At 65.9% G+C, this 26,235-nt stretch carries 22 protein-coding genes; 11 read left to right on the plus strand and 11 right to left on the minus strand.

Annotated elements, in window-relative coordinates:
- Positions 1 to 177 precede the first annotated feature (177 nt).
- Complete coding sequence (gene alaC / locus CDN36_RS03740; protein ID WP_150556428.1) at positions 178 to 1,395, plus strand: alanine transaminase; 1,218 nt, start codon at positions 178 to 180, stop codon at positions 1,393 to 1,395.
- Positions 1,396 to 1,491: 96 nt separating this feature from the next.
- Here the strand turns inward: alaC and CDN36_RS03745 are convergent, their stop codons facing one another.
- The 4 genes from CDN36_RS03745 to CDN36_RS03760 form a co-directional block, all read right to left on the minus strand.
- On the minus strand, positions 1,492 to 1,914 hold the full coding sequence (locus CDN36_RS03745) for a PPC domain-containing DNA-binding protein (RefSeq protein ID WP_150556427.1): 423 nt from the start codon (positions 1,912 to 1,914) through the stop codon (positions 1,492 to 1,494).
- Positions 1,911 to 2,231 carry a PPC domain-containing DNA-binding protein gene (locus tag CDN36_RS03750; RefSeq protein WP_241014127.1) on the minus strand — a complete coding sequence of 107 codons (321 nt, stop codon included), beginning with the start codon at positions 2,229 to 2,231 and terminating at the stop codon, positions 1,911 to 1,913. Before CDN36_RS03750 ends, CDN36_RS03745 begins: the two co-directional genes overlap by 4 nt.
- A 212-nt stretch (positions 2,232 to 2,443) precedes the next feature.
- Entirely contained in the window at positions 2,444 to 4,021 is a 1,578-nt protein-coding gene (locus CDN36_RS03755; RefSeq protein WP_206111286.1) for an acyl-CoA synthetase, read from the minus strand.
- 138 nt (positions 4,022 to 4,159) lie between these two features.
- Complete coding sequence (locus tag CDN36_RS03760; protein ID WP_150556425.1) at positions 4,160 to 5,326, minus strand: acetyl-CoA acetyltransferase; 1,167 nt, start codon at positions 5,324 to 5,326, stop codon at positions 4,160 to 4,162.
- 657 nt (positions 5,327 to 5,983) lie between these two features.
- Here CDN36_RS03760 and CDN36_RS03765 point away from each other — a divergent pair.
- The 3 genes from CDN36_RS03765 to CDN36_RS03775 all read left to right on the plus strand — a co-directional run bounded on the left by CDN36_RS03765 (position 5,984) and on the right by CDN36_RS03775 (position 9,737).
- Entirely contained in the window at positions 5,984 to 7,003 is a 1,020-nt protein-coding gene (locus CDN36_RS03765; RefSeq protein ID WP_150556424.1) for a TRAP transporter substrate-binding protein, read from the plus strand.
- Positions 7,004 to 7,018: 15 nt separating this feature from the next.
- Positions 7,019 to 8,881, plus strand: a complete 1,863-nt coding sequence (locus tag CDN36_RS03770; protein ID WP_287496148.1) for a TRAP transporter large permease — start codon at positions 7,019 to 7,021, stop codon at positions 8,879 to 8,881.
- Positions 8,882 to 8,981: 100 nt separating this feature from the next.
- Entirely contained in the window at positions 8,982 to 9,737 is a 756-nt protein-coding gene (locus CDN36_RS03775) for an SDR family NAD(P)-dependent oxidoreductase (protein WP_287496024.1), read from the plus strand.
- 43 nt (positions 9,738 to 9,780) lie between these two features.
- Here the strand turns inward: CDN36_RS03775 and CDN36_RS03780 are convergent, their stop codons facing one another.
- The gene (locus CDN36_RS03780) at positions 9,781 to 10,725 is read right to left on the minus strand and encodes a LysR family transcriptional regulator (protein WP_150556421.1); all 945 of its coding nucleotides are present in this window, start codon (positions 10,723 to 10,725) and stop codon (positions 9,781 to 9,783) included.
- A 180-nt stretch (positions 10,726 to 10,905) separates the two neighbouring features.
- On the opposite strand from CDN36_RS03780, the gene CDN36_RS03785 reads away from it, so the two are divergent.
- Entirely contained in the window at positions 10,906 to 12,198 is a 1,293-nt protein-coding gene (locus tag CDN36_RS03785) for a sigma-54-dependent Fis family transcriptional regulator (RefSeq protein ID WP_353846842.1), read from the plus strand.
- Positions 12,199 to 12,970: 772 nt separating this feature from the next.
- Positions 12,971 to 14,134, plus strand: coding sequence for a porin (locus CDN36_RS03790; protein ID WP_150556420.1), 1,164 nt, complete (start codon positions 12,971 to 12,973; stop codon positions 14,132 to 14,134).
- 142 nt (positions 14,135 to 14,276) lie between these two features.
- Here the strand turns inward: CDN36_RS03790 and CDN36_RS03795 are convergent, their stop codons facing one another.
- Positions 14,277 to 15,815 carry a gamma-glutamyl-gamma-aminobutyrate hydrolase family protein gene (locus tag CDN36_RS03795; protein ID WP_287496025.1) on the minus strand — a complete coding sequence of 513 codons (1,539 nt, stop codon included), beginning with the start codon at positions 15,813 to 15,815 and terminating at the stop codon, positions 14,277 to 14,279.
- A gap of 456 nt (positions 15,816 to 16,271) precedes the next feature.
- Between CDN36_RS03795 and CDN36_RS03800 the strand changes: the two genes are divergently transcribed.
- Complete coding sequence (locus CDN36_RS03800) at positions 16,272 to 16,553, plus strand: YkvA family protein (protein WP_287496026.1); 282 nt, start codon at positions 16,272 to 16,274, stop codon at positions 16,551 to 16,553.
- 83 nt (positions 16,554 to 16,636) lie between these two features.
- On the opposite strand, the gene CDN36_RS03805 is transcribed toward CDN36_RS03800, so the two are convergent.
- Genes CDN36_RS03805 through CDN36_RS03815 form a run of 3 tightly spaced genes read right to left on the minus strand, consistent with a single transcriptional unit; the run spans position 16,637 to position 18,913 of the window.
- Positions 16,637 to 17,611, minus strand: a complete 975-nt coding sequence (locus tag CDN36_RS03805) for a quinone oxidoreductase family protein (RefSeq protein ID WP_150556418.1) — start codon at positions 17,609 to 17,611, stop codon at positions 16,637 to 16,639.
- A 21-nt stretch (positions 17,612 to 17,632) separates the two neighbouring features.
- A complete protein-coding gene (locus CDN36_RS03810) occupies positions 17,633 to 18,082 on the minus strand; it encodes a methylglyoxal synthase (RefSeq protein ID WP_241014051.1) in 450 nt (149 codons plus the stop codon).
- Positions 18,083 to 18,133: 51 nt separating this feature from the next.
- On the minus strand, positions 18,134 to 18,913 hold the full coding sequence (locus CDN36_RS03815) for an SDR family oxidoreductase (RefSeq protein WP_150556417.1): 780 nt from the start codon (positions 18,911 to 18,913) through the stop codon (positions 18,134 to 18,136).
- A gap of 353 nt (positions 18,914 to 19,266) precedes the next feature.
- On the opposite strand from CDN36_RS03815, the gene upp reads away from it, so the two are divergent.
- On the plus strand, positions 19,267 to 19,917 hold the full coding sequence (upp, locus tag CDN36_RS03820; RefSeq protein ID WP_287496027.1) for a uracil phosphoribosyltransferase: 651 nt from the start codon (positions 19,267 to 19,269) through the stop codon (positions 19,915 to 19,917).
- A 73-nt stretch (positions 19,918 to 19,990) separates the two neighbouring features.
- Here upp and CDN36_RS03825 read toward each other — a convergent pair whose 3' ends face one another.
- Both CDN36_RS03825 and CDN36_RS03830 read right to left on the minus strand, forming a co-directional pair.
- Entirely contained in the window at positions 19,991 to 20,914 is a 924-nt protein-coding gene (locus CDN36_RS03825) for a DMT family transporter (protein WP_287496028.1), read from the minus strand.
- Between the two features lie 77 nt (positions 20,915 to 20,991).
- Positions 20,992 to 22,452, minus strand: a complete 1,461-nt coding sequence (locus CDN36_RS03830) for a helicase HerA-like domain-containing protein (RefSeq protein ID WP_502920335.1) — start codon at positions 22,450 to 22,452, stop codon at positions 20,992 to 20,994.
- A 557-nt stretch (positions 22,453 to 23,009) separates the two neighbouring features.
- Between CDN36_RS03830 and CDN36_RS03835 the strand changes: the two genes are divergently transcribed.
- From CDN36_RS03835 to CDN36_RS03845, 3 genes are all read left to right on the plus strand, one after another.
- A complete protein-coding gene (locus CDN36_RS03835) occupies positions 23,010 to 23,735 on the plus strand; it encodes a YebC/PmpR family DNA-binding transcriptional regulator (RefSeq protein WP_150556414.1) in 726 nt (241 codons plus the stop codon).
- Between the two features lies 1 nt (position 23,736).
- Positions 23,737 to 25,014 (plus strand): phosphoribosylamine--glycine ligase, encoded by a 1,278-nt coding sequence (purD, locus tag CDN36_RS03840; RefSeq protein ID WP_287496030.1) that lies wholly within the window; start codon positions 23,737 to 23,739, stop codon positions 25,012 to 25,014.
- A gap of 290 nt (positions 25,015 to 25,304) precedes the next feature.
- On the plus strand, positions 25,305 to 26,195 hold the full coding sequence (locus CDN36_RS03845; RefSeq protein ID WP_150556412.1) for a mechanosensitive ion channel family protein: 891 nt from the start codon (positions 25,305 to 25,307) through the stop codon (positions 26,193 to 26,195).
- Positions 26,196 to 26,235: the final 40 nt, after the last annotated feature.

Below are 26,235 nucleotides of genomic sequence, written 5' to 3' on the forward strand. Positions count from 1 at the left end.
GGCCTCGCCGGGCCCGCGTCCAGCCCCGGCGCCCCGGATCGGCCGCGCACGGCCTCGCCACCTCAAGCAAAAACCGCTTGCGCATTTGCGCCGCGCCGCGCTACAGTCCCCGTCACGGTGTGGCCAGCACGCCGGCGTCGCTCGGACGGTTCCGGGCGCTTACGTTCCAGGATCATCATGTCAGGCTCCCAGAGCTCGCGCAGCTTTGCGCGCATCAATCGCCTTCCCCCCTACGTTTTCAACATTACCGCCGAACTGAAGATGGCGGCGCGCCGACGCGGCGAGGACATCATCGATCTTTCGATGGGCAACCCCGACGGGGCCACGCCGCCGCACATCGTCAACAAGCTCGTCGAGGTGGCGCAACGTCCCGACACGCACGGCTACTCGACCTCGCGCGGCATCCCGCGTCTGCGCCGCGCCATCACGCGCTGGTACAAGGACCGCTACGACGTCGAACTCGATCCGGAGCGCGAAGCCATCGTCACCATCGGCTCGAAGGAAGGTCTCGCCCACCTGATGCTCGCCACGCTGGATCAGGGCGACACGGTGCTCGTGCCGAATCCGTCCTATCCGATCCACATCTACGGCGCGGTGATCGCCGGCGCCAATATCCGCTCGGTGCCGATGACGCCCGGCATCGACTTCTTCACTGAACTGGAGCGCGGCATACGCGAGAGCCATCCGAAGCCGAAGATGGTGATTCTCGGCTTCCCGTCGAACCCGACGGCGCAATGCGTCGAGCTCGAGTTCTTCGAGCGCGTGGTCGATCTCGCCCGCAGGCACGACATACTCGTCGTACACGATCTGGCCTACGCCGACATCGTCTACGACGGCTACAAGGCACCCTCGATCATGCAGGTGCCCGGCGCGCAGGACGTCGCCGTCGAGTTCTTCACGCTGTCGAAGAGCTACAACATGGCCGGCTGGCGCATCGGTTTCATGGTCGGCAACGCGGAACTGGTGGCCGCCCTCGCGCGTATCAAGAGTTATCACGATTACGGCACCTTCACGCCCGTTCAGGTCGCCGCCATCGCCGCGCTCGAAGGCGATCAGCAATGCGTGGAGGAGATTCGCGCGCAATATCAGCGTCGCCGCGACGTGCTCTACAAGGGATTGACGGAAGCGGGCTGGGTCGTGGATCTGCCGCGTGCGTCGATGTACATCTGGGCGCGCATTCCCGAGCCGTATCGCGCCCTGGGCTCGCTCGAATTTGCAAAGAAGCTGCTCGCCCAGGCGAAAGTCTCGGCCTCGCCCGGCATCGGTTTCGGCGAGTACGGCGACGAATACGTGCGCTTCGCGCTGATCGAAAACGAATCACGCATTCGCCAGGCCGTGCGCGGCATCAAACACATGTTCCGCGAGGACGGACTCGTGCAGCCCGCGCTCGCCTGAGCGGCGAGCGCATCGCCGCGCCGAAACGAAAACGGGGAGACGTGCGTCTCCCCGTTTTTTCACGTCACGCGGCGCCCTCGGCCGGCGGCGTCTGCCTCACGCCGGCAACCATTCCTGCAGCGTCACCTCGATGGTGATGAACGCGAGATTGCCGCCGCGCACGAAACGCCCTGCGAACATGCGTCCGTCGGTATCGGCGACCATGCCGTGGAGCATCGGCAATTCGCGCGAGGCGTCGGCCCGCGCGTCGACCTCGCCGAACACGTTGAGGATCTCCACGCCCGGGCCGGTGACGATCTGCTCGCGCCAGCCGTCGCCTGCGCGAAACGTGAGCCGCGCGTCGATCAGGCTGCCGACCGCGCCACGCACGATGGCCCGCGCAATGCCGTGCTCGGTGCACAACGCTTCGATGCTCTCGGTGAGGTCCTGATTTGGCTTGAGACGGGCCACCACCAGTCGGCCCAGCGTGCCATTTTCGATGGCGACGGGAATGTCGGCTACGTCGGCTGCTGCGCTCATGACAGATCTCCGGCAACGGGATGGAGCAGATGGAAGCGTGTCTCCTCGTCCTCGGCGGTCACATAGCCGCCATGCTCGAACAGGCACAGGCGGATGACCACGGGCTCGTCGCCGGCCCATGTGTGATCGAGGATGAGGTGCCCGCCATGCAGTTCGCCGCCAGGATCGGAAAATCCCGCATGGCAATGCATCAACGTGGCACCGTCGGCCGTCCGGCCTACAGTGATCGCGCCGCCGATCAGATCCACTTCCCGGGTTTCGTCGACCGGCGCCCCATAGCCGAAGGGGCGCTCCTTGTCCGCGGTGTTCTCGATCATGTGATACCGCAGACCTCGCGCGGTGCCCGCGCAAAAACGGCCGACGCCGCCGCCATGCGCATAGCGGGATAACGCCGCGCGTAACGACTCGCCGAGATTCGCACCAGACCGGATCGTCACGCGCAGTTCGTGCTGCCCGCTCAACACGCAGTCTTCCACACGGGGTAACGTGGGGGCGCCTGCATGTCGATAGATCCGTGAAAGCGCAGGTTTCATAGTCGATAGTCTCCTTGCTCTTCGAGCATCGTCTTGATTTGCTTTTTCACGATCTTGCCGTAGCCCGACTTGGGCATGGCATTCCAGAAGACGAAGCGACGCGGCCACTTGTAGCGGGCAATACGCGCTTCGAGATGTCCGAGCAGTTCATCGGCCTGAGCGGCCATGCCTTCCCGGGGTACCACCACTGCGAGCCCGCTCTCGCCCCACTTGGGGTCGGGCACGCCCAGCACCGCGCACTCGGAGACCGCCGGGTGCGTGAGCAGCGCTTCCTCGATCTCGCGCGGATAGACGTTCGAGCCGCCCGAGATGTACATGTCCGACGCACGGCCCGTGATGTACAAAAAGCCCTGCTCGTCCACGTGTCCCAGATCGCCGGTATGGAACCAGTCGTCCTTGAACGCCTTGGCGTTTGCCTCCGGATTGTTGTGATACCCCATGAACACCGCCGGCCCGCGCACGCAGATCTCGCCGGAGGCGAACGGCGGCTGACGCTGTCCCGACTCGTCCAGAATCGCCACCTCCATGCCGGTGCGCGGCATGCCGCAGGTGCCTACGCGCGCATCGGGCGCGTCGTCGTCCTCGCTGTGCAGCCACGGCGGCAGCACGGTGATGTTGCCCGTTACCTCGCCCAGGCCGTAGTACTGCACGAGCACGCGGCCCAGCTTCTGGAGCGCGTACTTCTGATCGGCGCGATACATCGGCGCGCCGGCATAGATCACGAAGCGCAGCGAACTGTGGTCATGGCGATCCACGGCAGGATCCTCGACCAGCATCTTGACGATGGTCGGCACCGTAAACATGTTGTCCACACGGTGGCGCTCGATCGCCTGCCAGACCTGCTCCGGGTCCATCTTCTCGCCGGGCAGCAGCACGCTCGCCGCGCCGCGCGCGGTGTTGACGATCGCGTGAATGCCCGCGCCGTGCGAGAGCGGTGCCACGACCATCGAACGGCTGCGATAGGTGATGCCGGGCATCAGGTCGGCCAGATGGTTCGTCACGACGAAGGCCATTTGCCCGTGCGAGAGCACGCCGGCCTTCGGGTGCCCGGTCGTGCCCGACGTGTAGAAGAACCACAACGGGTCTTCGTACTCGACTTCCGCCTCGTAGGCCGGTGCGCCGTGATGCTCGGTTACCAGCGTCTCGTAGTGCAGCTCGCCGGCGCGCGGCGCGCCCAGCGCGATCACATGGCGCAGCGCGGGCGAGGCGGCGCGCACGGCGTCCACGTGGCCCTCGAAGCCCGCGTCGTAGATCATGGCGCACGCCCCGCTCGACTGACCGAGGTACGCCGCCTCGGGCGCCGTGATGCGAAAGTTCGTCGGCACCCAGACCGCGCCCAGCCGGAATGCGATCCACGCGCTCTCGAAGATCTGCAGGTTGTTGCGCGAGTGCACCAGCAGCTTGTCGCCCTTGCCCACGCCCAGCTCGCGCAGCGCGTCGACGACCGCGTTCACGCGTGCGTCGATTTCGCCCCAGGTGTGTACCTTCTCGCCGATGATCACACCGGGCTCGTCGGGATGCCGCCTTGCAACGTCGGCCAGCAGACGGCCGAGATTCATCACCTTCTTGAGCATTTCGCTCGTCTCCTAATTCTTATTGCTCAGTCTTGCTGCCTGTCCTGCGCCCGGTGCGTCCGCCGTGCGGCGCGCGCACGGGCATTTGCAGGACGTTCTCGAAACGCCGCCGGGACGCCCGGCTCGCGTTGTCGCGAATCAGCGCGCTTCGAGAATGCTCACGTAGTTCGCCACGGCGGCGCCGCCCATGTTGAACACGCCAGCGAGCCGTGCGCCCGGGATCTGCATCTCGCCGGCCGTGCCGGTCAGCTGCATCGCGGCCATCACGTGCATGGACACGCCCGTCGCCCCGACCGGGTGGCCCTTCGCCTTCAGGCCGCCCGAGGGGTTGACCGGCAGGAGCCCGTCTTTCTCGGTAATGCCCTCGGCAATCACGTTCGCCCCCTGTCCGGGCTTGGCAAGCCCCATGGCTTCGTACTCGATGAGTTCGGCGATGGTGAAGCAGTCGTGCGTCTCGACGAGCGAGAGGTCCTTTAGCGACACGCCCGCCACGCCCAGCGCCTGACGCCAGGCATGCTGGCCGCCTTCGAACGCGAGAGGGTCCCGGCGCGAGAGCGGCAGGTAGTCGTTGACCTGCACCGCGGCGCGAAAGCCGACGGCCTTGGGCATCGAGCGCGCCACGTCGGCCTTCGAGATCACGAGCGCGGCGGCGCCGTCGGAAACCATCGAGCAGTCGGTGCGCTTGAGCGGGCCGGCCACGTATGGGTTCTTGTCGGAGACGTTGCGGCAGAAGTCGTAGCCGAAGTCGCGGCGCATGTGCGCATACGGATTGACCGAGCCGTTGCGATGGTTCTTCGCGGCGATGCGCGCGAGCGCGTCGGACTGATCGCCGTAGCGATCGAAGTACGCCTGCGCGATGGTGCCGAACACGCCGGCGAAGCCGCCCGGAATGCCGGCCTCCTCGCGCGCGTAGGAGCATTTGAGCAGGACTTCGCCGACCTGTGGCGTGGCCAGTTCGGTCATCTTCTCGAAGCCGATGACGAGCACATGCGTGGCCTTGCCCGCTTCGATGGACTGCAGGCCGCCATGCACTGCGGCCGAGCCCGTGGCGCACGCGTTCTCATAGCGCGTGGCGGGCTTGAAACGCAGGCCGGGAATGCGATTGAAGACGAGCGACGACGGGAAGTCCTGATACAGGAAACCGCCGTTGAAAGTGCCGACGTGAACGGAATCGATCTGCTCGGGCGCGAGGCCCGCGTCGTCGAGGGCGGCCTGTGCGACATCGGCCAGCAGAACCTCGGCGTCGACGTTATCGAGTTTGCCGAACTGGGAGTGGGCCCAGCCGGTAAGGCATGCAGCAACCATGAAGTGTCTCCGGGAAGTGGGGTCATCCGGACTCCGGTGAGCAATTTCGATGCCAGACATGCGTGCGGCATGGCAACGACGCGCGGGTAGTGGTCATCGACTGCGAATTGCGCCGCCACGGCGACCTCGCGCGCGGGTGGCGCGCGTGCAATTGACGTAAGCGTAAAGCCGGTTTCCCGACACCATCAAGTGAATTCGGATGCGCACGTGGTGAGAGGAATTTGCTGTGCCGCAACACGGCAGGAACGAGACACCTGCGTGCGACACCTGTCGCACGGGTGTCGCGCCCGGGCGGCGACACCTGTCGCAGCATGCCGCGCCGGTGCGACAGGTGTCGCATGGCCGGCCCCCGCCGGCCGGCCGCCGGCCGTTTCGGTGGACGAAGCGCTTTTCGCCTCGCATCGCCCTACATACCCGTGCGGCGCGCGGTCGGCGCGGACCGAGGGGCGTCGGCCCCGGGATTTCACTAATGCTTAACAACGTAAGGGTTTTCCCGTCCAGCCTGCGATCTGGCATTCGATTTGCGTAAGATAGCCAAGCCACTTGCGAGTCGCCCAGCGCGCGAATGCCGAGTTGGCCGAAACGTTGCAAGGCAACACGCGCAATCGCTTTGCGCTTCAGACGCAGCCACAACACCTATAACAGGAGACATGCAGTATGAGCACTATGGATCGTCGCCACTTCATCAAAGTCGTGGCCGCCACTTCGGCTGCCGCCGCCACGGGGTTGTATCAGACGCAGGCCCGCGCCGCCGAATTCACCCTGAAGTTCGCCAACAACCTGCCGATTAGCCATCCGATGAACATCCGCGCCAAGGAAATGGCGCAGAAGATCGCGGAGCAGTCCAAAGGCCGTATCGACTTCCAGATCTACCCGAACAATCAGCTCGGCTCCGATAGCGACATGCTCAGCCAGATTCGCTCGGGCGCCATCGACTACTTCACGCTCTCGCCGCTGATTCTCGGCACGCTCGTGCCGGCGGCGCAGATCTCCGGCGTGGGCTTCGCGTTCAAGGACTACAGCCAGGTGTGGGCGGCCATGGACGGCGACCTCGGCGCGCACGTGCGCGGCCAGATTGCCAAGACGTCGGTGTTCGCGTTCGACAAGATCTGGGAGAACGGCTACCGCCAGATCACCACGAGCAGCCGTCCGATCAATTCACCGGCCGACCTCAAAGGCCTGAAGATCCGCGTGCCGACGAGCCCGCTGTGGACCTCGATGTTCCGCGCGTTCGACTCCTCGCCCACGTCGATCAACTTCGCCGAAGTCTATTCGGCCCTGCAGACGCACATCGTCGAAGCGCAGGAAAACCCGCTCGCGCTGCTCACCACGGCCAAGCTTTACGAAGTGCAGAAGTACGTGTCGATGACGAATCACATGTGGGACGGCTTCTGGTTCCTCGCCAACAAGCAGAAATGGGACAAGCTGCCCAAGGACCTGCAGGCGATCGTGACCGCCAACGTGAACGCGGCCGCCGTGGCTCAGCGCGAAGACGTGCGCAAGCTCAACGACGGCGTGATGGCCGAACTCAAGCAGAAGGGGCTCGTGTTCAACGCACCGAACAACGAGCAGTTCCGCGAGAAGCTTCGCTCGGCCGGCTTCTATGCCGAATGGCACAAGAAGTTCGGCGACGAGGCATGGGCCATGTTGGAAAAGTACACCGGGAAGCTCGCGTAAATGGAAACGTTGACGATGACGGCCGAGCCGACGCACGCGCTCGCCCGCCTCTTCTGCCACGTCAACCGCGCGGTGATGAAAGTCACCGAGGCGGCTGCCGTGCTGCTGGTGGTGGCGGAGACTCTCATCCTGCTCGCGGGCGTGGTCTCGCGTTACGGGTTCGACAATCCGCTCACCTGGTCCGACGAGCTCGCCCAGATTCTGTTCATCTGGCTGTCGATGCTCGGCGCCGTGCTCGCCCTGGATCGCGGTGAGCACATGCGCCTGTCCGCCATCGTCAACAAACTCCCCGTGGCGTGGCGCGACTGGTTCCAGACGATGGCCGCGCTCACCGTGTGCGTGTTCGTCGCGCTGATCATCATGCCCGCCTACACGCATGCCATCGAGCAGATGGACATCACCACGCCCGCGCTGGAAATCCCGGACGGGCTGCGCGCCGCCGCCCTGCCGGTGGGCGCGGCGCTCATGCTCATCGCCGCGATCTCGCGCATGGCGCGCTGCTCGACGATGCGCCAGTTCGGCCTGGGGGTGCTCTTCGTGGCCGCGCTCGGCGCTGCGCTGTGGCTCGGCCGTCCGGCGCTCATCGCCATGGGCAACTACAACCTGCTGATCTTCTTCGTGCTGATCGTGGGCGGGTGCGTGGCCGGCGGCATTCCGATCGCGTTCGCCTTCGGCACCGCGACGCTCGCTTATCTGGCGCTCGTCACGGACGCCCCGCTGCAAATCGTCGTGAGCCGCATGGACGAGGGCATGTCGGGCCTGATTCTGCTGTCGGTGCCGCTGTTCGTGCTGCTCGGCGCCCTCATCGAGATGAGCGGCCTGGCGCGCAGCCTGATCGAATTCATGGCGTCGCTGCTCGGCCACGTGCGCGGCGGGCTGCAGTACGTGCTGCTTGGCGCGATGTTCCTGGTCTCGGGCATCTCGGGCTCGAAGGCGGCCGACATGGCGGCCGTCGCGCCCGCGCTCTTTCCCGAGATGCAGCGACGCGGCTCGAAGCCGGAAGACCTCGTGGCGCTGCTCTCGTCGACCGGCGCCATGACGGAGACGATTCCCCCGAGCCTCGTGCTCATCACCATCGGCGCCGTGTGCGGCGTGTCGATCACGGCGCTTTTCGTCGGCGGCCTGCTGCCGGCGGTCATCGCCACGCTGGCCATCGTCGTGGTCTGCTTCGCCCGCTCGCGCAAGGAAGCGCCGAACGCGGCGCGTCGCGCGCCGTGGAGCGTGATCGCCAAGACGTTCGTCGTGGCGCTGCCCGCTCTCGCACTGCCCGTGCTGATCCGCACGGCGGTCATCGAGGGCGCCGCCACCGCCACCGAAGTGTCGACGGTGGGCATTGCCTACACGATCGTGATCGGGCTGATCGTTCACGCGTTCCGGAAACACCTGGACTTCAAGCGCCTGTACCCGCTGCTCACCGAGACGGCCGCACTCTCGGGCGCCATTCTGCTCATCATCGGGATGGCGACGGCCATGGCCTGGGCACTCACGCAGTCGGGTTTCTCGGCCAAGCTCGTCGGCCTGATGCACGGCGTGCCGGGCGGACAGGTTGGCTTCCTGCTCATCTCGGTGGTCGTGTTCATCGTGCTGGGCAGCGTGCTCGAAGGAATTCCGGCCATCGTGCTGTTCGGCCCGCTGCTCTTTCCCGTGGCGCGCTCGATGGGCATTCACGACGTGCACTATGCGATGGTCGTGATTCTCTCGATGGGCATGGGCCTCTTCGCGCCGCCGCTCGGCGTCGGCTTCTACGCCGCCTGCGCGATCGGCAAGACCTCGCCCGACAAGGTATTCAACCGGATGTGGACCTACATGGGCGCCCTGCTCGTGGCACTGCTCGTGGTGGTCTTCATTCCCTGGATCTCGATCGGTTTTCTGAAGTAGGACAAACCGCCAACGGTTTCTCGATTCACCGACGGGCTCCGCCGCATCGCTGGCGGCGGGGCCCGTGCTGTAGATGTCAACAAATTTAGGAGTCCATAGCATGACGGAGAAAGTTGCAGTAGTGACGGGTGGTGGCATGGGCATCGGCGCGGCGATCTGCGAACGGTTGGCCAGCGATGGCATGACCGTGGTCGTGGCCGATCTCAACGAGAGCGCGGCGCAAGAGACGGTCGCCGCGCTCAGGCAAGCGGGCGGCAAGGCGTCGGCCCTGGCGATGAACGTGGGCGACGAGGCGTCGATCGCCGAGGGGTTCGCGAAGGTTGCGCAGCAGTACGGGCGTTGCGACGTGCTCGTCAACAACGCGGGCATTGCCAAGACGTTCCCCTTCCTCGAATATCCGATCGATCACTGGCACCAGGTCATGGCGGTGAATGTGACCGGCACGCTGCTGTGCGCTCAGCACGCCGCGCGGCTCATGCGCGAGCAGCGTTGGGGACGGATCATCAACATGGCCTCGGTGGCCGGCATTCTGGCCAGCGCCGGGCGCACGGCCTACGGCACGTCGAAGGCGGCCGTCATCGGCTTGACGCGGCAGATGGCCATCGAGCTCGCCCCATACGGCATTACCGCCAACGGCATCGCGCCCGGCCCCATCGATACGCCGCTCACGCAGGTGCTGCACTCGGACGTCTCGCGTCGCAACTATACGGAAACGACGCCGCTTGCCCGCTACGGGCAGCCGCGTGAGATCGCCGGCGCGGTGAGCTTCCTCGCGTCGGACGATGCGTCCTACGTGACGGGCCACATCCTGCCGGTCGACGGCGGTTTCGTGGCCGCCGGGATTCTGGAAATCTGAGAATCGGCCGGCATCGAGGCCCGGCGGGGCCTCGTGCGCGGTTTCACTCCCCGCCGGTGTCGGGCATGTCCGGCACCAGCCTCGCCCCCGGCGCGCGCTGCATCTCGCGCCATACGTTGCGCGCATTCTCCACGAAGGTCGCCACACACGGATTGTGATTGTCGCGGCTCCACAGCAGCGCCACCTCCGCGACCGGCGCGTCGCGCAGCGGTTTGAACACCGCATTGCCCGACGCGCTCGCGCTGCTCATCGACATGGGCACCATCGCCACGCCCAGCCCTTCTCCCACCAGGTTGATGATCGTCTGCTGCAGGTTCGTCTCGAGCCGGATATGCGGCGAGAAGCCCGCACGCCGGCAATGCACCACGATCAGGTCGTAGACCAGCGGCGCAATCTCGCGCGGAATGCTCACGAAAGATTCGTCGGCGAGCTGCCTGGCGTCGAGCACCCGCACTTTGGCCAGCGGGTGCGTGCGCGGCAGCACCGCCACCATCTCCTCGCGAAAGACCGTTGCCGTATCGAGCCCCGTGAGGTCCTCGGGGCGATACATGATGCCGACGTCCGTCTTGCCGGCCCGCACGGCTTCGGCGAGCAGGTTGGGCAGCGTCTCCGCGAGTTTCATGTCCACGCGCGAGTACGCCGCCGCGTAGGTGCGCGTGAGTGCGGGCAGGATGTTGTAGGCCGAGGACATCATGAAGCCGACCGTAATCGCGCCGTCTTCGCCGCGGCTGGCCGCCACCACGTTGCGCCGCGCGCGATCGACGGCGTTGAGGATTTCGACGGCGTCCTGGTAGAAGCGGGTGCCGGCGCGCGTGAGTCTCACGCTGCGGCGCGTGCGCTCGAAGAGCTGCACACCGAGCTCCGCCTCCATGAGCGCGATCTGGCGCGACAGCGGCGGCTGGGAGATGTGCAATTGCTGGGCGGCACGGCCGAAGTGGAGCGTTTCGGCGAGCACGACGAAATACTGCAAATGACGCAGTTCGATCATCTTATACCCCGAAGGTATTAATGGCGCATCTATATTGTATTGGATGTTATGACTGAGCGGACGTATCCTGCATTGGCGGTCGCTACCCGAGCAGGCCGCAACATAAAGAAACGTCAGGAATCGCCAGGCCACAAGCCACCGACGGCGCCCTTTCGTACCGATACGAGAAGGAGACAAGTCATGCCCGCTCACCTTGCTGTAGCGCCTGCCCCCGCTCGACCTGTCGGCCAAGGCCAACGCGCCACGGCCAGCGCCAACACCGCATTCGGCAACATTGCCGCCCTCGCCGAACGCCTCGCCCGTGCGCCGTCCCCCACGACGCCGGCAATGCAGGCGGCCGCCAGCCGGATGCGCCCCGACTACCTCGCCATCGACGACCTGTGCGGCACCGACGCTCGCATGCGCGAACTGCTCGCGCGCGGCAAGCGCTTCGTCGATCGCGGCCTGCCGATTCTGATCCTCGGCGAGACCGGCACAGGCAAGGAGTTTCTTGCCCGCGCCCTGCATGAATACAGCGAGCGCCGCGCCCAATCGTTCGTTGCCATCAATACGGCTTCGCTGCCGGAGCATCTCGTCGAGAGCGAGCTGTTCGGCTATCAACGCGGCGCGTTCTCCGGCGCGCTGCCCGGCGGCATGAAGGGCAGGCTGCAGCAGGCCGACGGCGGTACGCTCTTTCTCGACGAGATCGGCGACATGCCGCTCGCGCTGCAAACACGCCTGCTGCGCGTGCTCTCCGAGCGCGAAGTCACGCCGCTGGGCGCAAGCCAGCCGGTGCCCGTGGACGTCCAGCTCATCTGTGCGACGCACCAGGATCTTCCGGGCGCTGTCGCGCAGGGCGTGTTTCGGGAGGATCTGTATTACCGCATCGCGGTCGGCGTGCTCACGCTGCCGACGCTGCGCGACCGTGACGACAAGGTTGAACTGATCGGCCGCATGCTGTGCGACGAGTGGCCGGGTGTGCATGTGGACGAGGCGCTCGAGCGCGTATCGCCGCAGGCCATGACGTGCCTGCTCTCGCATGCATGGCCGGGCAACCTGCGCCAGATGCGCGCGGCGCTGCGCTATGCGTGTGCCGTCATGAACGCAAACGTGCTGCGGGCAAGCGATTTGCCACCTGAACTGACCGAAGGGTCGATGTCGCGTGGCTCGGCGTCTTCACCGGTGTCGCCGTCTTTTTCCCGGCTCGACGAGGCGCCTCGCCTGCCGAGCGCGAGTCCGATCGGCGGCGGGCGTGCCGGTGCTTTCGGTCCCGCCCACGGCAGCGCGTTCGTCGGCGCGCGTGGACCGGCGTCGCCTCGAACGCAGGAGCGTGAGCGCATCCTGCAGGCGCTCTCGCAGCATCGATGGAATATTTCCGCTGCTGCCCGATCGCTCGGGGTATGCCGCGCATCGCTCTATCGCAAGCTCAAGCAGTTGAGCATCCCGCACGTGCGCGATTGCGGCGAAGCGTTGCGCGCGGGATATTGCGCGTAGCCGCAGGGTCGGCCGAAAGTACAACGAAAGGTGCGATGAAGTTCGGCCGAAAGCAGCACCGGAAGCGCCGCGGAAATCGCGGGCAAAAAAAAGCGCGGCCACGCAGGCCGCGCCAAGGTTTGGAGACTTTTCACTCAACGCAAAAGTCTACTTCTCGCGGAACGTAGTATAGGTGCGCAGCCCGAAATCATTGTCATCATTCGACGCAATGCATTATTCGGGGACTTGCAATAGTCGCGTAACACTCCATAAACAAAGGCCTTTTTGCCATGGCCTGCGCCACCTGTGCTCGAGGGGGACGCCGTGAGCGCGACACCGGTCGCCACATGCCGTTCGCCGCGGCTTGCGCGCACCGCTCGGCTGCGACACGATCACGCAGCGCCGGAACTATCTCCCAAGGGACCTGTCGCGCGCAAGACCACGCTCGGCAACGCTTCTCACGCGCTTCGACAGGCACTTCATACTGTGTCCCAAGCGCAACACACGGCACTTGCATTGCCGTTTCTCGCCTAGGCTTAACTAAGCCAACCCCTTGTGCGGCAACGCTTTGCGGCACATGCGCGGGATTGTTCTCATATCTGAAATAGATTCTTGCGGATTCTGAAATAGGCGGGAGTACCGCCCACTCATACACTGCCCCCTGTCAACAGAGCAGTGCCGATACTTGATCGGGTCCGCGAATGACAAACCGTCACCTCGACATGTTCTGTTTCGCCGCGTTCTGTTTTCACGCGAATTCTGCGATTCGTGTCACGTTACTGGAGCTTAAACCATGAAAAAAACTCTTCTTGCCGCGGCCGCCATCGGCGCGTTCTCGGTGGGCGCGCACGCACAAAGCAGCGTCACCCTGTACGGCTTGATCGACGCCGGTGTTTCGTACACCAGCAACTCGACCAACACGATCGGCGCATCGGGTTCGAAGAACTTCCGTGCAACGAGCGGCCTGGTCAACGGCAGCCGTTGGGGCCTGAAGGGCTCGGAAGACCTGGGTGGCGGCAACAAGGCCATCTTCGTGCTGGAAAACGGTTTCTCGATCAACAACGGTAACCTGGGCCAGAACAACCGCATGTTCGGTCGTCAAGCCTTCGTCGGCCTGCAGAACGACAAGTTCGGCGCGCTGACGTTCGGCCGTCAATATGACTCGGTCGTCGACTACCTGGCACCGCTCACCCTGAACGGTTCGTCGTTCGGCGGCACGATCGCATCGCACCCGTACGATAACGACAACACGAACAACTCGTTCCGTGTGAACAACTCGGTCAAGTACTCGAGCGCCAACTACAACGGCCTGACCTTCGGCGGCCTGTATGGCTTCTCGAACAAGGCCGGCGACTTCGCCAACAACCGTGCATTCAGCGCCGGCGTGAACTACGCAAACGGTCCGCTGACGGTGGCTGCCGCTTACCTTGAGCGTCAAGGCAACCCGGGCAACAACAACACGAGCGGTGCAGTCGACACGTCGGCTGGCGGCGACTCGGTGTTCAACGCATCGAAGCAACGCGTCTGGGGTATTGGTGGTAACTACGCCTTCGGCCCGGCAACCGTCGGCCTGGTGTACACCCACACGCAAATCCAGGGTCTGTCCGGCATCAACTACAACAGCACCGCAGTCGGCTTCAACAACGACGGTCTGAAGTTCGACAACTTCGAAGTCAACGGTCGCTACATGCTGACCCCGGCAGTCTCGCTGTCGGCCGCGTACACCTACACGATGGCCAAGCAAGACTCGACCGACAAGAAGCCGAAGTTCCACACCGTTACGCTGCAAGCTGACTACCGTCTGTCGAAGCGCACCGATGTGTACCTGACCGGTTCGTACCAGCACATCTCCGACAACGAAGGTACCAACCTCGCAGCGGGTATCGGCGCGGCCGGCGGTATGTCGTCGAACAACTCGCAAACCGTTGTGGGCACGGGTATCCGTCACCGCTTCTAATCCAGGCGGCGTGAACACCGGGGCCGTTTTCCGGTGTTCTTGACGAAAGAAAGGCTGAGTTCCCCGGAACTCAGCCTTTTTTCATTTGCACGATGCTCGTTAGCGAGCTGGCCGGCAATGCCGGCCGGCGGCGTGCCGAGGATCAGAAGCGCGTCTCGCGCGCCGCGCGCAGGAAGTTGTCGAGCACCGGCGTGCAGTCGAGGAATTCCGGGCCGCCCGCGCGGTGGAATTCCGGGTGCCACTGCAAGCCCATCACGAACGGCGCCTTGCGATAGCGGATGGCTTCGACCACCCCATCTTCGGCACACACCGCCTCTACGCTCAGATCGCGTCCCAACGTCTTCACGGACTGGTGGTGAATCGAGTTCACGATCGGCACATCTACCGGCCCGAGCATCTGCGCGAGCGACGACCCCTCGGGGAACGTCAACGTATGGCGGTTGTGCTCGTATGTTTCCGTCACATGCGGGATAGCTTCCGGCAGATCGGTCGCAATGTCCTGGTGCAGCGTGCCGCCGAACGCCACGTTGATCAACTGGCAGCCGCGGCACACGCCGAGGATCGGCTTGCCCTGCTCCACGAACTCGTGCAGCAGCTCGAGCTCGTACATGTCGCGCATGCGGTCGCCCTGCCACTCGTGGCGCGTCGCGACTTCAGAGTAGGTGAGCGGCGACACGTCGGCGCCCCCTTGCAGCACCAGTCCGTCCAGGTGCTTCGCGTAATCGTGCAGGCGGATGTGGCTGGGGTGGAGCAAACCCTGCGTGTCGACGGTCGGGATCATGAACACCAGCACGTCGCGCGACATTACCCAGTGCGCGATGGACTCTTCGAGGTATTGCAGCGTCTTGCTGCGCAGCCCCTTCGAGCCGGGCTCCGGGTGGAAGATGCGCGCCGAGATGCCGATCTTCAGCGTGCGCTGCGTGATGCGCTGTCCGGCACGGTCGTACCAGGCGCGAAAACGCGCGGACATGATGCGGCGCAGGACCGACCACGGCGAATCGCCCGCCTGCAGGTACGACGGCTGGCCGCCCATCGACGACGGACTGCCGGGCCGCGGTGTGGTGCCAAATGCTGGCTGATGGGGCGGCTCGCCACCGCCGCCGCCAGCGCCCTGCCCGGTGCCGCGACTGGCGCCGGCGGCTTCGTCCGCACCGCTGCCGACGGCGTCCGTTCCACCGATGCTGCCGCCCGCGCTACCCGTGCCGGCAGCCTTGACGTCTTCTCGCGACGCGGGTGCCGGCTTGCCGATGGGGTTGCTGTCGGAGGCCACTTCGGCGGCCGGCCCTCTCGTCGTGGCCTGTGTTGAGCGAGTGGGCTGTGACGCGGACTGCGAAGTGGGCTGTGAGGCGGACTGCGAAGCGGACTTCGCCTCCCCGGCCGCCGCCGCGCCCGACGAGGCGGCAGGCCGTGTGAGCGTGTCGGGGTTCGGCGGCATGCCCGAGGAGCCCTCCGCCGTGCCGGCGACCGGTTTGGCCGTCGGATGCGCCGAGCTCGACGACGCGGGCTCGACATAATCGGATCCTTGCGCGGGCTCCTGCGAAGCCTCATGCTCAGGCGACGCGGAACCGGAATCGGTCGCCGGGCGCTTTTCCGGCGGGGTCGCGCTCTTGCTCGTCTCGTTGTCAGGTTTCTGGGACTCGGGGGGCTGCTGCGGCGATTTCGGATCTTGAGCGTCGGTCATGATGGCGTTGTGATGGCGTCCGCGAAGGGGAAAAAAGAATTGACCATTGCGGCTGGGAAATTATCCCGCCGCCCCGACCCCGCCGCAACCGGGAAGCCAGGGGGCGTTAAGGGGCATTAAGGGGCATTAAGGGGCATTAAGGGGCGTTAAGGAGCGTTAAGGAGCGTTATGGGGCGGCAAGGGTGGCAAGAGCACGGCAAAGCGCGACGAGGCTGTCAGTCGTGTCCGAAAAGCCTCGATGAACCGCATCACGTAAGGACTGTCCAACTGCGGTGCGCGACTTCGCGACGCTGAACGCCATGTGGGCGCAATCACACCGGGCTTCGGCAAACCGGGTGACACACGCGTACAATCAGAGCACGTTGCGCGATGTTAGCCGACATTTCTGCCATTTTCATGTCGATGGCGCACATCGCCCGCCTTGTCGGTGGGTTCATCCGTCCCAGGAGTCTGCAAGTGAAGCGTTTCCTCCGTCTGTGGCAGATTGCCCGCCACGATTTCCGCATCCTCTGGCATGCGGTCCGTGATCCCCGCCGCCCACGCTGGCTGTTGCCGGCAGTCGCGCTGCTCGCGGCATACCTCCTCAGCCCGTTCGACCTGATCCCCGACTTCGTGCCGCTGTTCGGTCTGCTCGACGACGCGGTGGTGATCGGCATGGTGTTGCACTGGCTGATCGGGCGTTTGCCGACCGACGTTCGCGAGGACGCGCGCGCTCACGTGTTCACGCAGCGCGCCTGAGCCGCACCGCCTTCACGGGCGCCGGCCATGCAAAAAGGGACGCCAAGGCGTCCCTTTTCTGCGTTTCCGATGTCCGGGTGGGCTCAAGGCATGAGCAGCGTCGAGCCAGTGGTCTTGCGCGCTTCGAGATCGCGATGCGCCTGCGCCACGTCGGCCAGCGCATAGCGCTGATTGACTTCGATCCTGATCTTGCCGCTCGCAACGACATCGAACAACTCGTTCGCCGTGGCCTCGAGATCGGCGCGCTTCGCGGTGTAATTGAAAAGCGTCGGACGCGTGAAGAACAGCGAGCCGCGCGAGACGAGGTCCGCCGTGTTGATCTGCGTGACAGGCCCCGACGCATTGCCGAAGTTGACCATCGTGCCCAGCGGGCGCAGGCAGTCGAGCGAACCCATGAAGGTGTCCTTGCCGATCGAATCGTAGACCACCGGCACGCCCTCGCCGCCCGTGATCTCCTTGACGCGCTCCACGAAATTCTCGCGCGTGTAGACGATCGGATGGTCGCAGCCGTACTGGCGCACGAGCGCCGCTTTTTCGTCGGAGCCCACCGTGCCGATCACCGTGGCGCCGAGCGCCTTCGCCCATTGGCACACGATCAGGCCCACCCCGCCTGCCGCCGCGTGAATGAGGATGGTGTCGCCGGCCTTCACCGGGTATGTGCGACGCAGCAGATACTGGGCCGTCATGCCCTGCAGCATCATCGCGGCGGCCTGCTCGTCACTGATGGTGTCGGGCAGGCGCACGAGCGGCGCGGCCGGCATGACGCGCGCCTGCGAGTAGGCGCCGCACGGTCGGCTCGCGTAAGCCACACGATCGCCCGGTTTCACGTGCGTCACCCCCTCGCCGACCGCTTCCACCACGCCGGCTGCTTCCATGCCGAGTCCGGCAGGCAGTGGCTGCGGGTAGAGACCGGTGCGGAAATAGACGTCGATGTAGTTCAGTCCGACGGCCTGATGGCGCACACGCGCCTCGCCGGGGCCTGGTTCGCCGACTTCGACGTCGACGTACTGCATCACCTCGGGGCCGCCGTTCTGTTCAATACGGATTGCCTTGGTCATCCTCGCTCCTTTCCTTCAGGGTTATGTGCGGATCGCCGGCGGCATTGCCGCCAGGCGCACGATCAGTTGTTCGAGCAGCAGGCGCGCCGTCGCGCTGTTGGTCGCGCAAGGCACGTTGTGCACGTCGCAGGCGCGCACGAGGGCGTTGATGTCGGGCTCGTGCGGCTGCGGCGTCATCGGGTCGCGCAGGAAGAGCACCATGTCCACGCGCCCCTCGGCCAGTTGCGCGCCGATCTGCAGGTCGCCGCCGTGGGGGCCGGAGAGCATGCGCTCGACTTCCAGCCCCAGTTCATTGGCGATGCGCCCGCCGGTCGTCCCCGTTGCCAGGAGCCGGCATTTGCGCAGCACGTCGACGTAGTCGCGTGCCACGGCGAGAATTTCGTCCTTTTTCTTGTCGTGCGCGATGAGCGCAATGCGGACCATGGGAACGTTCGGAACACCCGGGTCGCGGGATTCGTGGGAGACGGTCATCGAAGATGTCGCAGCCCCGCGCGGGGCTGTCTGGAAAGGGTCGCAGGAGGATCAAAAGGTGCCCGGATAGGCGCCGCCGTCGATCAGCATGTTCTGGCCGGTGATGTAGCCGGCTTGCGCGCTGCACAGGAAGGCACAGGCGGCGCCGAACTCGTCCGGCCGGCCGAAGCGACGCGCCGGAATCGCGTTGGCGCGCTTGCTGCGCGCTTCGTCCACCGTCTGCCCGCTCTTGTCGGCCCAGGCTTTCATCGTGCCGGCCAGCCGATCGGTGTCGAATGCGCCCGGCAGCAGGTTGTTGATGGTGACGTTGTGCGCGACCGTGGTGCGCGCCAGTCCGGCGACGAAGCCCGTCAGGCCGGAGCGCGCACCATTGGACAGCCCAAGAATGTCGATGGGCGCCTTCACCGCGGACGACGTGATGTTCACGATGCGTCCGAAGCGGCGCGCGATCATGCCGTCCACGCTCGCCTTGATCAGTTCGATGGGCGTGAGCATGTTGGCGTCGAGCGCGCGAATCCAGTCGTCGCGCTGCCAGTCGCGGAAGTCACCCGGCGGCGGGCCGCCCGCGTTGGTCACCAGGATGTCGGGCGACGGGCATGCCGCCAGGGCCCGCTCGCGGCCGGGCGGCGTGGTGATGTCGGCGGCCACTGCGGTGACCTGCACGCCTGTCGAGGCGCGGATGTCGTCGGCCGCCGCCGCGAGCGCATCTGCGGTACGCGCGACGATCACGACATTCACGCCCGCTTCGGCGAGCGCCTGCGCGCAAGCGCGCCCCAGCCCCTTGCTGGCGCCGCACACCAGTGCCGTGCGCCCTTTGATACCCAGATCCATGTTCAGCCTTCGAGACAGATAAAGCATTGGACAAGTGCGGCCGTGCCGCCGTCTTGCAACGATTCTAAGGGAATCGTGCGCGCGCCGCTGTGTCTCTCGTCTATCGTCGCCCGCCGGCAGATTGCCGCGCCCGACCTGTGCGACACGCCGCACCCGGCGCCGGGCATTTTCTCGTGCCGACGCGCGGAAACCGGCCCCGGCGCGCCCGCATCGGCTAAAATCGCGGCCATGCGGCCCATGCCGGTTATGTACCGCCCCATATCGCCCCATATCGCCTCAATTTGGGCTCAATGTCGGCCGAAGGCGGGCCCAAAGGCGGCCCCGCTCATCAGCCCAGCCCCAGATCGCCAGCCATGAAACAAGACACACGCTTTCCGAACCTCTACATCTGCGATCACCCGCTGATCCAGCACAAGCTCTCGCACATGCGGGACAAGGAAACCTCGACGCGCACGTTCCGCGGCCTGCTGCGCGAAATCACCCTGCTCATGGGCTACGAGATCACGCGCGATCTGCCGCTCACGACCGAGCACATCAACACGCCCATGGTCGACATGGACGCTCCCGTCATCGCGGGCAAGAAGCTCGCCATCGTGCCGGTGCTGCGTGCCGGCGTCGGCATGAGCGACGGCCTGCTCGACCTGGTGCCCTCGGCGCGCGTCGGCCATATCGGCGTGTATCGCGACGAGCAGCATCGTCCGGTCGAATACCTCGTGCGTCTGCCCGACGTTGCCGATCGCCGCTTCATTCTGTGCGACCCGATGGTCGCCACGGGCTATTCGGCCGTGCATGCCGTGGACGTACTGCGCAAGCGCGGCGTGGAAGAAGAGAACATCGCGTTCCTCGCACTGGTGGCCGCGCCCGAGGGCGTGAAGGTGTTCCACGATGCGCATCCGGGCGTGAAGCTGTACGTGGCCTCGCTCGACGAGCGTCTCGACGATCACGCCTACATCATCCCGGGCCTGGGAGACGCCGGCGACCGCCTGTTCGGCACCAAGAACTGAACGCGCGGCGCTATCGCAAAAAAGCCCCGGTCCGGGGCTTTTTTTCTGCGGCTGGGGATGGGGCGGGCGGCGATCATCCATTTCGGGCTTTGCGGCGCGTGGCCATGGCCACGCCCACGGCTGCCAACACCATGCCGCCCCATGCCAGCGGCGGCATGTGTTCGCCGACCATGACCCATGCCGCGAGCGCCGCGGCCGGCGGCACCAGGAAAAACAGCGCCGATACGCGCGAGGCCTCGCCGCGCCGGATCATCGCCAGCAACAGCGAGATCGCGACGATCGAATTGCCGATCACCAGATAGACCAGGGACAGGCCGAGCTGCCACGTCCATTCGATGTGCATCGGCTCGAGCCACCACGCGAGCGGCAGCGTCGCGGCAAACCCGACGGCGTATTGCACGAGGTTCGACGTGATCGGATGCTGCCCCACGCCGAAGCGCTTCTCATACAGCGTGCCGCCGGTGATCGCGCCCAGCGCCACGAAGGTCAGCACGAGTCCCGGCACGGAAGTGGCCTCCACGGCCGAGCGCGCCACGATGACGAGCGCCGCCCCGGCCAGCCCCAGCCCGAGGCCGACCCAGTTCAGCCCGCTCACGCGCTCGCCCACCAGATACGGCGCGGCCAGCGCCACGAGAATGGGCTGCAGCGACGTGATCAGCGCAACGCTGCCCGCCGAGACGCCCATGCGCAGCGCGAGATACGTCATGCTGAAGTACAGCGCCTGAATGAGCAGGCCGATGACGACGAGATGCCCCCACGCCGCCGCGCTCCTGGGCAACGGCGGGCGCATGACGAGCGCCAGCGGGGCGAGCAGCACCAGCACCAGGCCATAGCGCAGTGCGAGGAACGTCAGGGCGTCGGCATACGCCAGGCCGATCTTGGCGACGGTGAAGCCGACCGACCACAGAAACAGGAAGATGAGCGGCGCGGCGCGCAGCCACAACGGATCGTGGGCGACACCGGTGCGTACCGGCTCCAGCGAAGATTTCAGCGACATGGATTGACGCAGGCCTGGCGAAACCGGCAATCCCGGGCGCGGCTGGCGCTTGGCGGGACCGCGGTTTCGCGGTTATCTCAACGGCGTCGGCTGCCGCCGAAAATGCTGCCGAGCACGCCGCGCACGATCTCGCGCCCCAACTGGCTGCCCACGGTGCGCGCCGTGCTCTTGACCATCGCTTCGATGGCCGTGTCCTTGCGCCGCGAGCTGCCGGCGCCGCCCAGCAGTCCGCCGAGCGAGTCTTTCACCGTGTCGAGCAGACCGTCGCCCGAAGCGCCGTCGCGTGCCTCGCCGCCGGCCGGCGTCTCCGGCTGGCGCGACTGCGTGCGTCCAACCAGCTTTTCGTAGGCCGACTCGCGATCCACTGCGTTCTCATAGACACCGGCGACGAGCGAGGCCGCCATGAGCGCCGCACGCTCCTGCGCCGTGATGGGCCCGATGCGCGACGCCGGCGGCGCGATAAACGCGCGCTCGGTCACGGCAGGACGCCCCTTCTCGTCGAGCAGCGAGACCAGCGCCTCGCCCACGCCGAGCTCGCCGATCACCGTTTCGATGTCGAGCGCGGGGTTGGCGCGCATGGTCTGCGCGGCCACTTTCACGGCCTTCTGGTCGCGCGGCGAATAGGCGCGCAACGCGTGCTGCACTCGGTTGCCGAGCTGCCCCAGCACGGTGTCGGGCACATCGACCGGGTTTTGCGTGACGAAGTACACGCCCACGCCTTTCGAACGGATGAGCCGCACCATCTGCTCGATGCGCTCGAGCAATGACTTGGGCGCTTCGTTGAACAACAGGTGCGCTTCGTCGAAGAAGAAGACGAGCTTCGGCTTCTCGGGATCGCCCACCTCCGGCAGCCGCTCGAACAGTTCGGCGAGCAGCCACAGCAGGAAGGTCGCGTAGATGCGCGGTGCGCCGAGCAGCTTGTCCGCCGCGAGGATATTGACGACGCCGCGCCCCTGCGCGTCGGTTTGCATGAAGTCCTCGATGTTGAGCATCGGCTCACCGAAGAACTTGTCGGCGCCCTGCTGCTCGAGCGTGAGCAGCCCGCGCTGGATCGCGCCGACCGAGGCGGCCGAAATATTGCCGTACTGCGTGGTGAACGCGGAGGCGTTGTCGCCCACGTGCTGCAGCATGGCACGCAGATCCTTGCTGTCGAGCAACAGCAGACCGTTGTCGTCGGCAATCTTGAACACGAGATTGAGCACGCCGCTCTGCGTCTCGTTCAGACCGAGCAGGCGAGCGAGCAGCAGCGGGCCGAGATCGGAGACGGTCGCGCGCACCGGGTGCCCCTGCTCGCCGAACACATCCCACAGCGTGGCGGGGCTGCCGTGCCAGTGCGGCGTGTCGAAGCCGAGATTGGCGATGCGCTCCTGGAGCTTGGGCGTCTGCGTGCCGGGCTGCGTGATACCCGTCAGGTCACCCTTCACGTCGGCGAGGAACACCGGCACGCCGATGTCCGAAAAGGCCTGCGCCATCACCTGCAGCGTGACGGTCTTGCCGGTGCCCGTCGCGCCGGTGATCAGGCCGTGGCGGTTGCCCATGGCCGGCAGCAGGCCGAGCACATGCTGGGCGTTGCGGGCAATGACGAGCCGGTCGCCCGCCTCCTGCGCGGCGCTCGCGCCGCCGGGCGCCGGAGCGGGCGCCGCTGACGCAGCGGGCGAAGGCGTGGGGACAGTGGGTGCGATGGGGGCCGCGGCAGCGGCGTCGGCAGCGCTGGCGACGGCCGCAGGCGCGTCGGCGGCAGGGGAAGCGGCGGACGGCACTTGCGGCGGCACGGACTTGCGGGGCATGAGCGACCTCGGCGGTAGACGCCTGCCTGCCCCGTGACACGGCGCAGCAAACACCCGTGGCACGGCGCGGCGGCATGATAAAATTGCCTTCGATTATAGCGGCACGTCGCCGCTTGGCCCGTCCCGGCCCGATTCGCACGCGGTGCGCCTCGGGCGCCACGGGACAATTGGGCAAACGAGGGCAACTGGTTTTCGGGCGCCCGCGACCCCGGTGGTGGCGGGCGCTCCCGTTTCAACGGCTGGTCGCGCCGGATTCTGGCGGCCACAGCGCATACTTTGCCGCACTGCGCGGCACGACGGAGAAATTCATGGCGGGTCATAGCAAATGGGCCAACATCAAACACAAGAAAGCGGCAGCCGATGCCAAGCGCGGTAAGGTCTGGACACGCCTGATCAAGGAAATCACCGTGGCGGCGCGCCTCGGCGGCGGCGACGCCGACAGCAACCCGCGCCTGCGTCTGGCCATCGAAAAAGCGGCCGACGCGAACATGCCCAAGGACAACGTCAAGCGCGCCATCGACCGCGGCATCGGCGGTCTGGACGGCGCCAACTACGAGGAAATCCGCTACGAAGGCTATGGCCTGAACGGCGCGGCCGTGATCGTCGACACGATGACGGACAACCGCACCCGCACGGTCGCGGAAGTGCGCCACGCATTCTCGAAGTTCGGCGGCAACATGGGCACCGACGGCTCGGTGTCGTTTCTGTTCACGCACTGCGGTCAGTTCCTGTTCTCGCCCGAAACACCGGAAGACAAGCTGATGGAAGTCGCACTCGACGCGGGCGCGGACGACGTCATCACCAACGACGACGGCAGCTTCGAAGTGATCTGCCCGCCCAACGACTTCCAGGCCGTCAAGGCCAAGCTCGAAGCGGCCGGACTGAAGGCCGAGGTCGCCGAAGTCACGATGAAGCCGCAAACCGAAGTGGTCTTCACCGGCGAAGACGCCGTGAAGATGCAGAAGCTGCTCGACGCGCTCGAAAATCTCGACGACGTGCAGGAAGTGTTCACCAACGCCGTCATCGAGGAATAAGATGAAGATCATGGTTGTCGGCTCGGGCGGCCGCGAACACGCGCTGGCGTGGAAGCTTGCCCAATCGCCGCGCATTCAAATCGTGTACGTTGCTCCGGGCAACGGCGGCACGGCGCTCGACGAGCGCCTGCGCAACGTGCCGATCAGCGATCCGAACGTGCTGGCCGAGTTCGCCGCACGCGAAGGCATCGCCCTTACGGTGGTCGGGCCGGAAGCGCCGCTCGCCGCCGGTATCGTCAATATCTTCCGCGCCCGCGGCCTGAAAGTCTTCGGACCGACCAGGGAAGCGGCGCAGCTCGAATCGTCGAAGGACTTCGCCAAGGCGTTCATGAAACGCCACGGCATTCCGACCGCCGATTACGAAACGTTCTCCGACGCCGCCAAGGCGCACGCCTACATCGACGCCAAGGGCGCGCCGATCGTCATCAAGGCCGACGGCCTGGCCGCCGGCAAGGGCGTCGTGGTGGCGATGTCGCTCGAGGAAGCGCACAGCGCCGTGGACGCCATGCTCGCCGACAACAAGCTCGGCGACGCCGGCGCCCGCGTGGTCATCGAGGAGTTCCTCGAGGGCGAGGAAGCGAGCTTCATCGTGATGGTCGATGGCAAGAACGTGCTGCCGCTGGCCACGTCGCAGGACCACAAGCGCCTGCTCGACAACGATCAGGGCCCCAACACGGGCGGCATGGGCGCCTACTCGCCCGCGCCGATCGTGACGCCGCAGATCCATGCCCGCGTAATGCGCGAAATCATCCTGCCGACGGTGCGCGGCATGGAGACCGACGGCATTCGCTACACCGGTTTCCTGTACGCCGGTCTGATGATCGACGCGCAAGGCAACATCAAGACGCTCGAGTTCAACTGCCGCATGGGCGACCCCGAGACGCAACCGATCATGGCGCGCCTGAAGGGCGACTTCTCGGTGGTGGTCGAGCACGCGATCGCCGGCACGCTCGACAAGGTCGAGCTCGACTGGGACCGCCGTTACGCGCTGGGCGTGGTGCTCGCCGCGCACGGCTATCCCGACAATCCGCGCAAGGGCGACCGCATCTCGGAGATTCCGGCGGAGACGGCCGATTGCGTGACGTTCCATGCCGGCACGCAGTTCGAGAACGACGTGCTGTCGGTCACTGGCGGGCGCGTGCTGTGCGTGGTCGGCCTGTCCGACACGGTGCGCGGCGCGCAAAGCGTGGCGTATCAGACCGTCAATCAGATCAACTTCGACGGCATGCAGTATCGCCACGACATCGGCAACCGCGCGCTCACGCGCAAGCCCGAGTAAGTCACCGTCCGGGGAGGCGGCGACGGCCAGCGCCAACGCCACCGCCCCGCTCTGCCGCGGCCCGGAGGACGTCGAGTCCCCCGGGCCGTTGTCGTTTGGCGCCCGAAGTCCGGCACGCGGACCTCCGGGCGCCGAAGTTTCGGCCCCGAGAGAGTGCCGGGCCGCGATTGACAAGCGCAAGCCAAGTTGGCACGCTGGCGCGACGTGATGCCCCGAGCATCGCGGCTGCGGCCGGCCCGGCGCAATTCATGCAGTTTTCCTGACGGATCTCTCGCTCGATGGAGACTCACATGTTCGACCTCAACAAGCTGGTCAACGACTATCTCGTGCCGTTCGGCCTGAAGATCGTCATGGCCGTCGTCATCTGGATCGTCGGCGGCATCGTCATCAACCTCGTGGCACGGCTCGTGCGAAGCGCAATGTCTCGCCGCGCCATCGATCCGACCCTCGTTCGCTACACCGAATCGACGCTGCGCATCGCGTTGCGCATCGCCCTCATTTTGTCGATCCTCAGCGTCTGCGGCATCGAAACGACGTCCTTCGCCGCACTGCTCGCCGCCGCCGGCGTCGCTATCGGCGCGGCGTGGTCGGGGCTGCTGTCGAACTTCGCCTCGGGCATCTTCCTGATCGTCCTGCGCCCATTCAAGACCGGCGACATGATCAGCGCCGGCGGCGTGACCGGCGTCGTCGATGAAATCGGCCTTTTCGTCACCACCCTCACCACCGCCGACAATCTGCGCGTGTACGTCGGCAACACGAAGGTCTTCAGCGACAACATCACGGTGTACGACGCGAACGCGTTCCGGCGCGTCGATCTGACCGCGCAACTGGCCCATACGGTGGACGTGCAGGACGCCATCGCGCGTCTGAAGGCGCGTATTGCGCAAATTCCGAACGTGATGAGCACGCCTGCGGTCGACGTCGCGATTCTCGAGTTCAACCCGGCCGGCCCGGTGCTCGCCGTGCGGCCCTACTGCCACAATCGCGATTACTGGCAGGTGTACTTCGACACCAACCGGGCGATCTCGGAAGTGGGCGGCACGGCGCAGTGGCCGGTGCCCGCGCCGCGTCAGATCCTCATGCCGCCGCCGGGCGAGCTGGGCGCCGGTGCGGTACGAGCCGTGCCGGCAACAGGCGCCGCCGCCCCCGCCGGCACGCTGCCCAACGCCCCGGCGCCTTGATGCAAGTCATGCCGGCGGCACGGAGCACTCCCGTCTGTCG

The sequence above is a fragment of the Pandoraea sp. CB10b_02 genome (assembly GCF_002216225.1).
GTDB classification, from domain to species: Bacteria; Pseudomonadota; Gammaproteobacteria; order Burkholderiales; family Burkholderiaceae; genus Pandoraea; species Pandoraea nosoerga.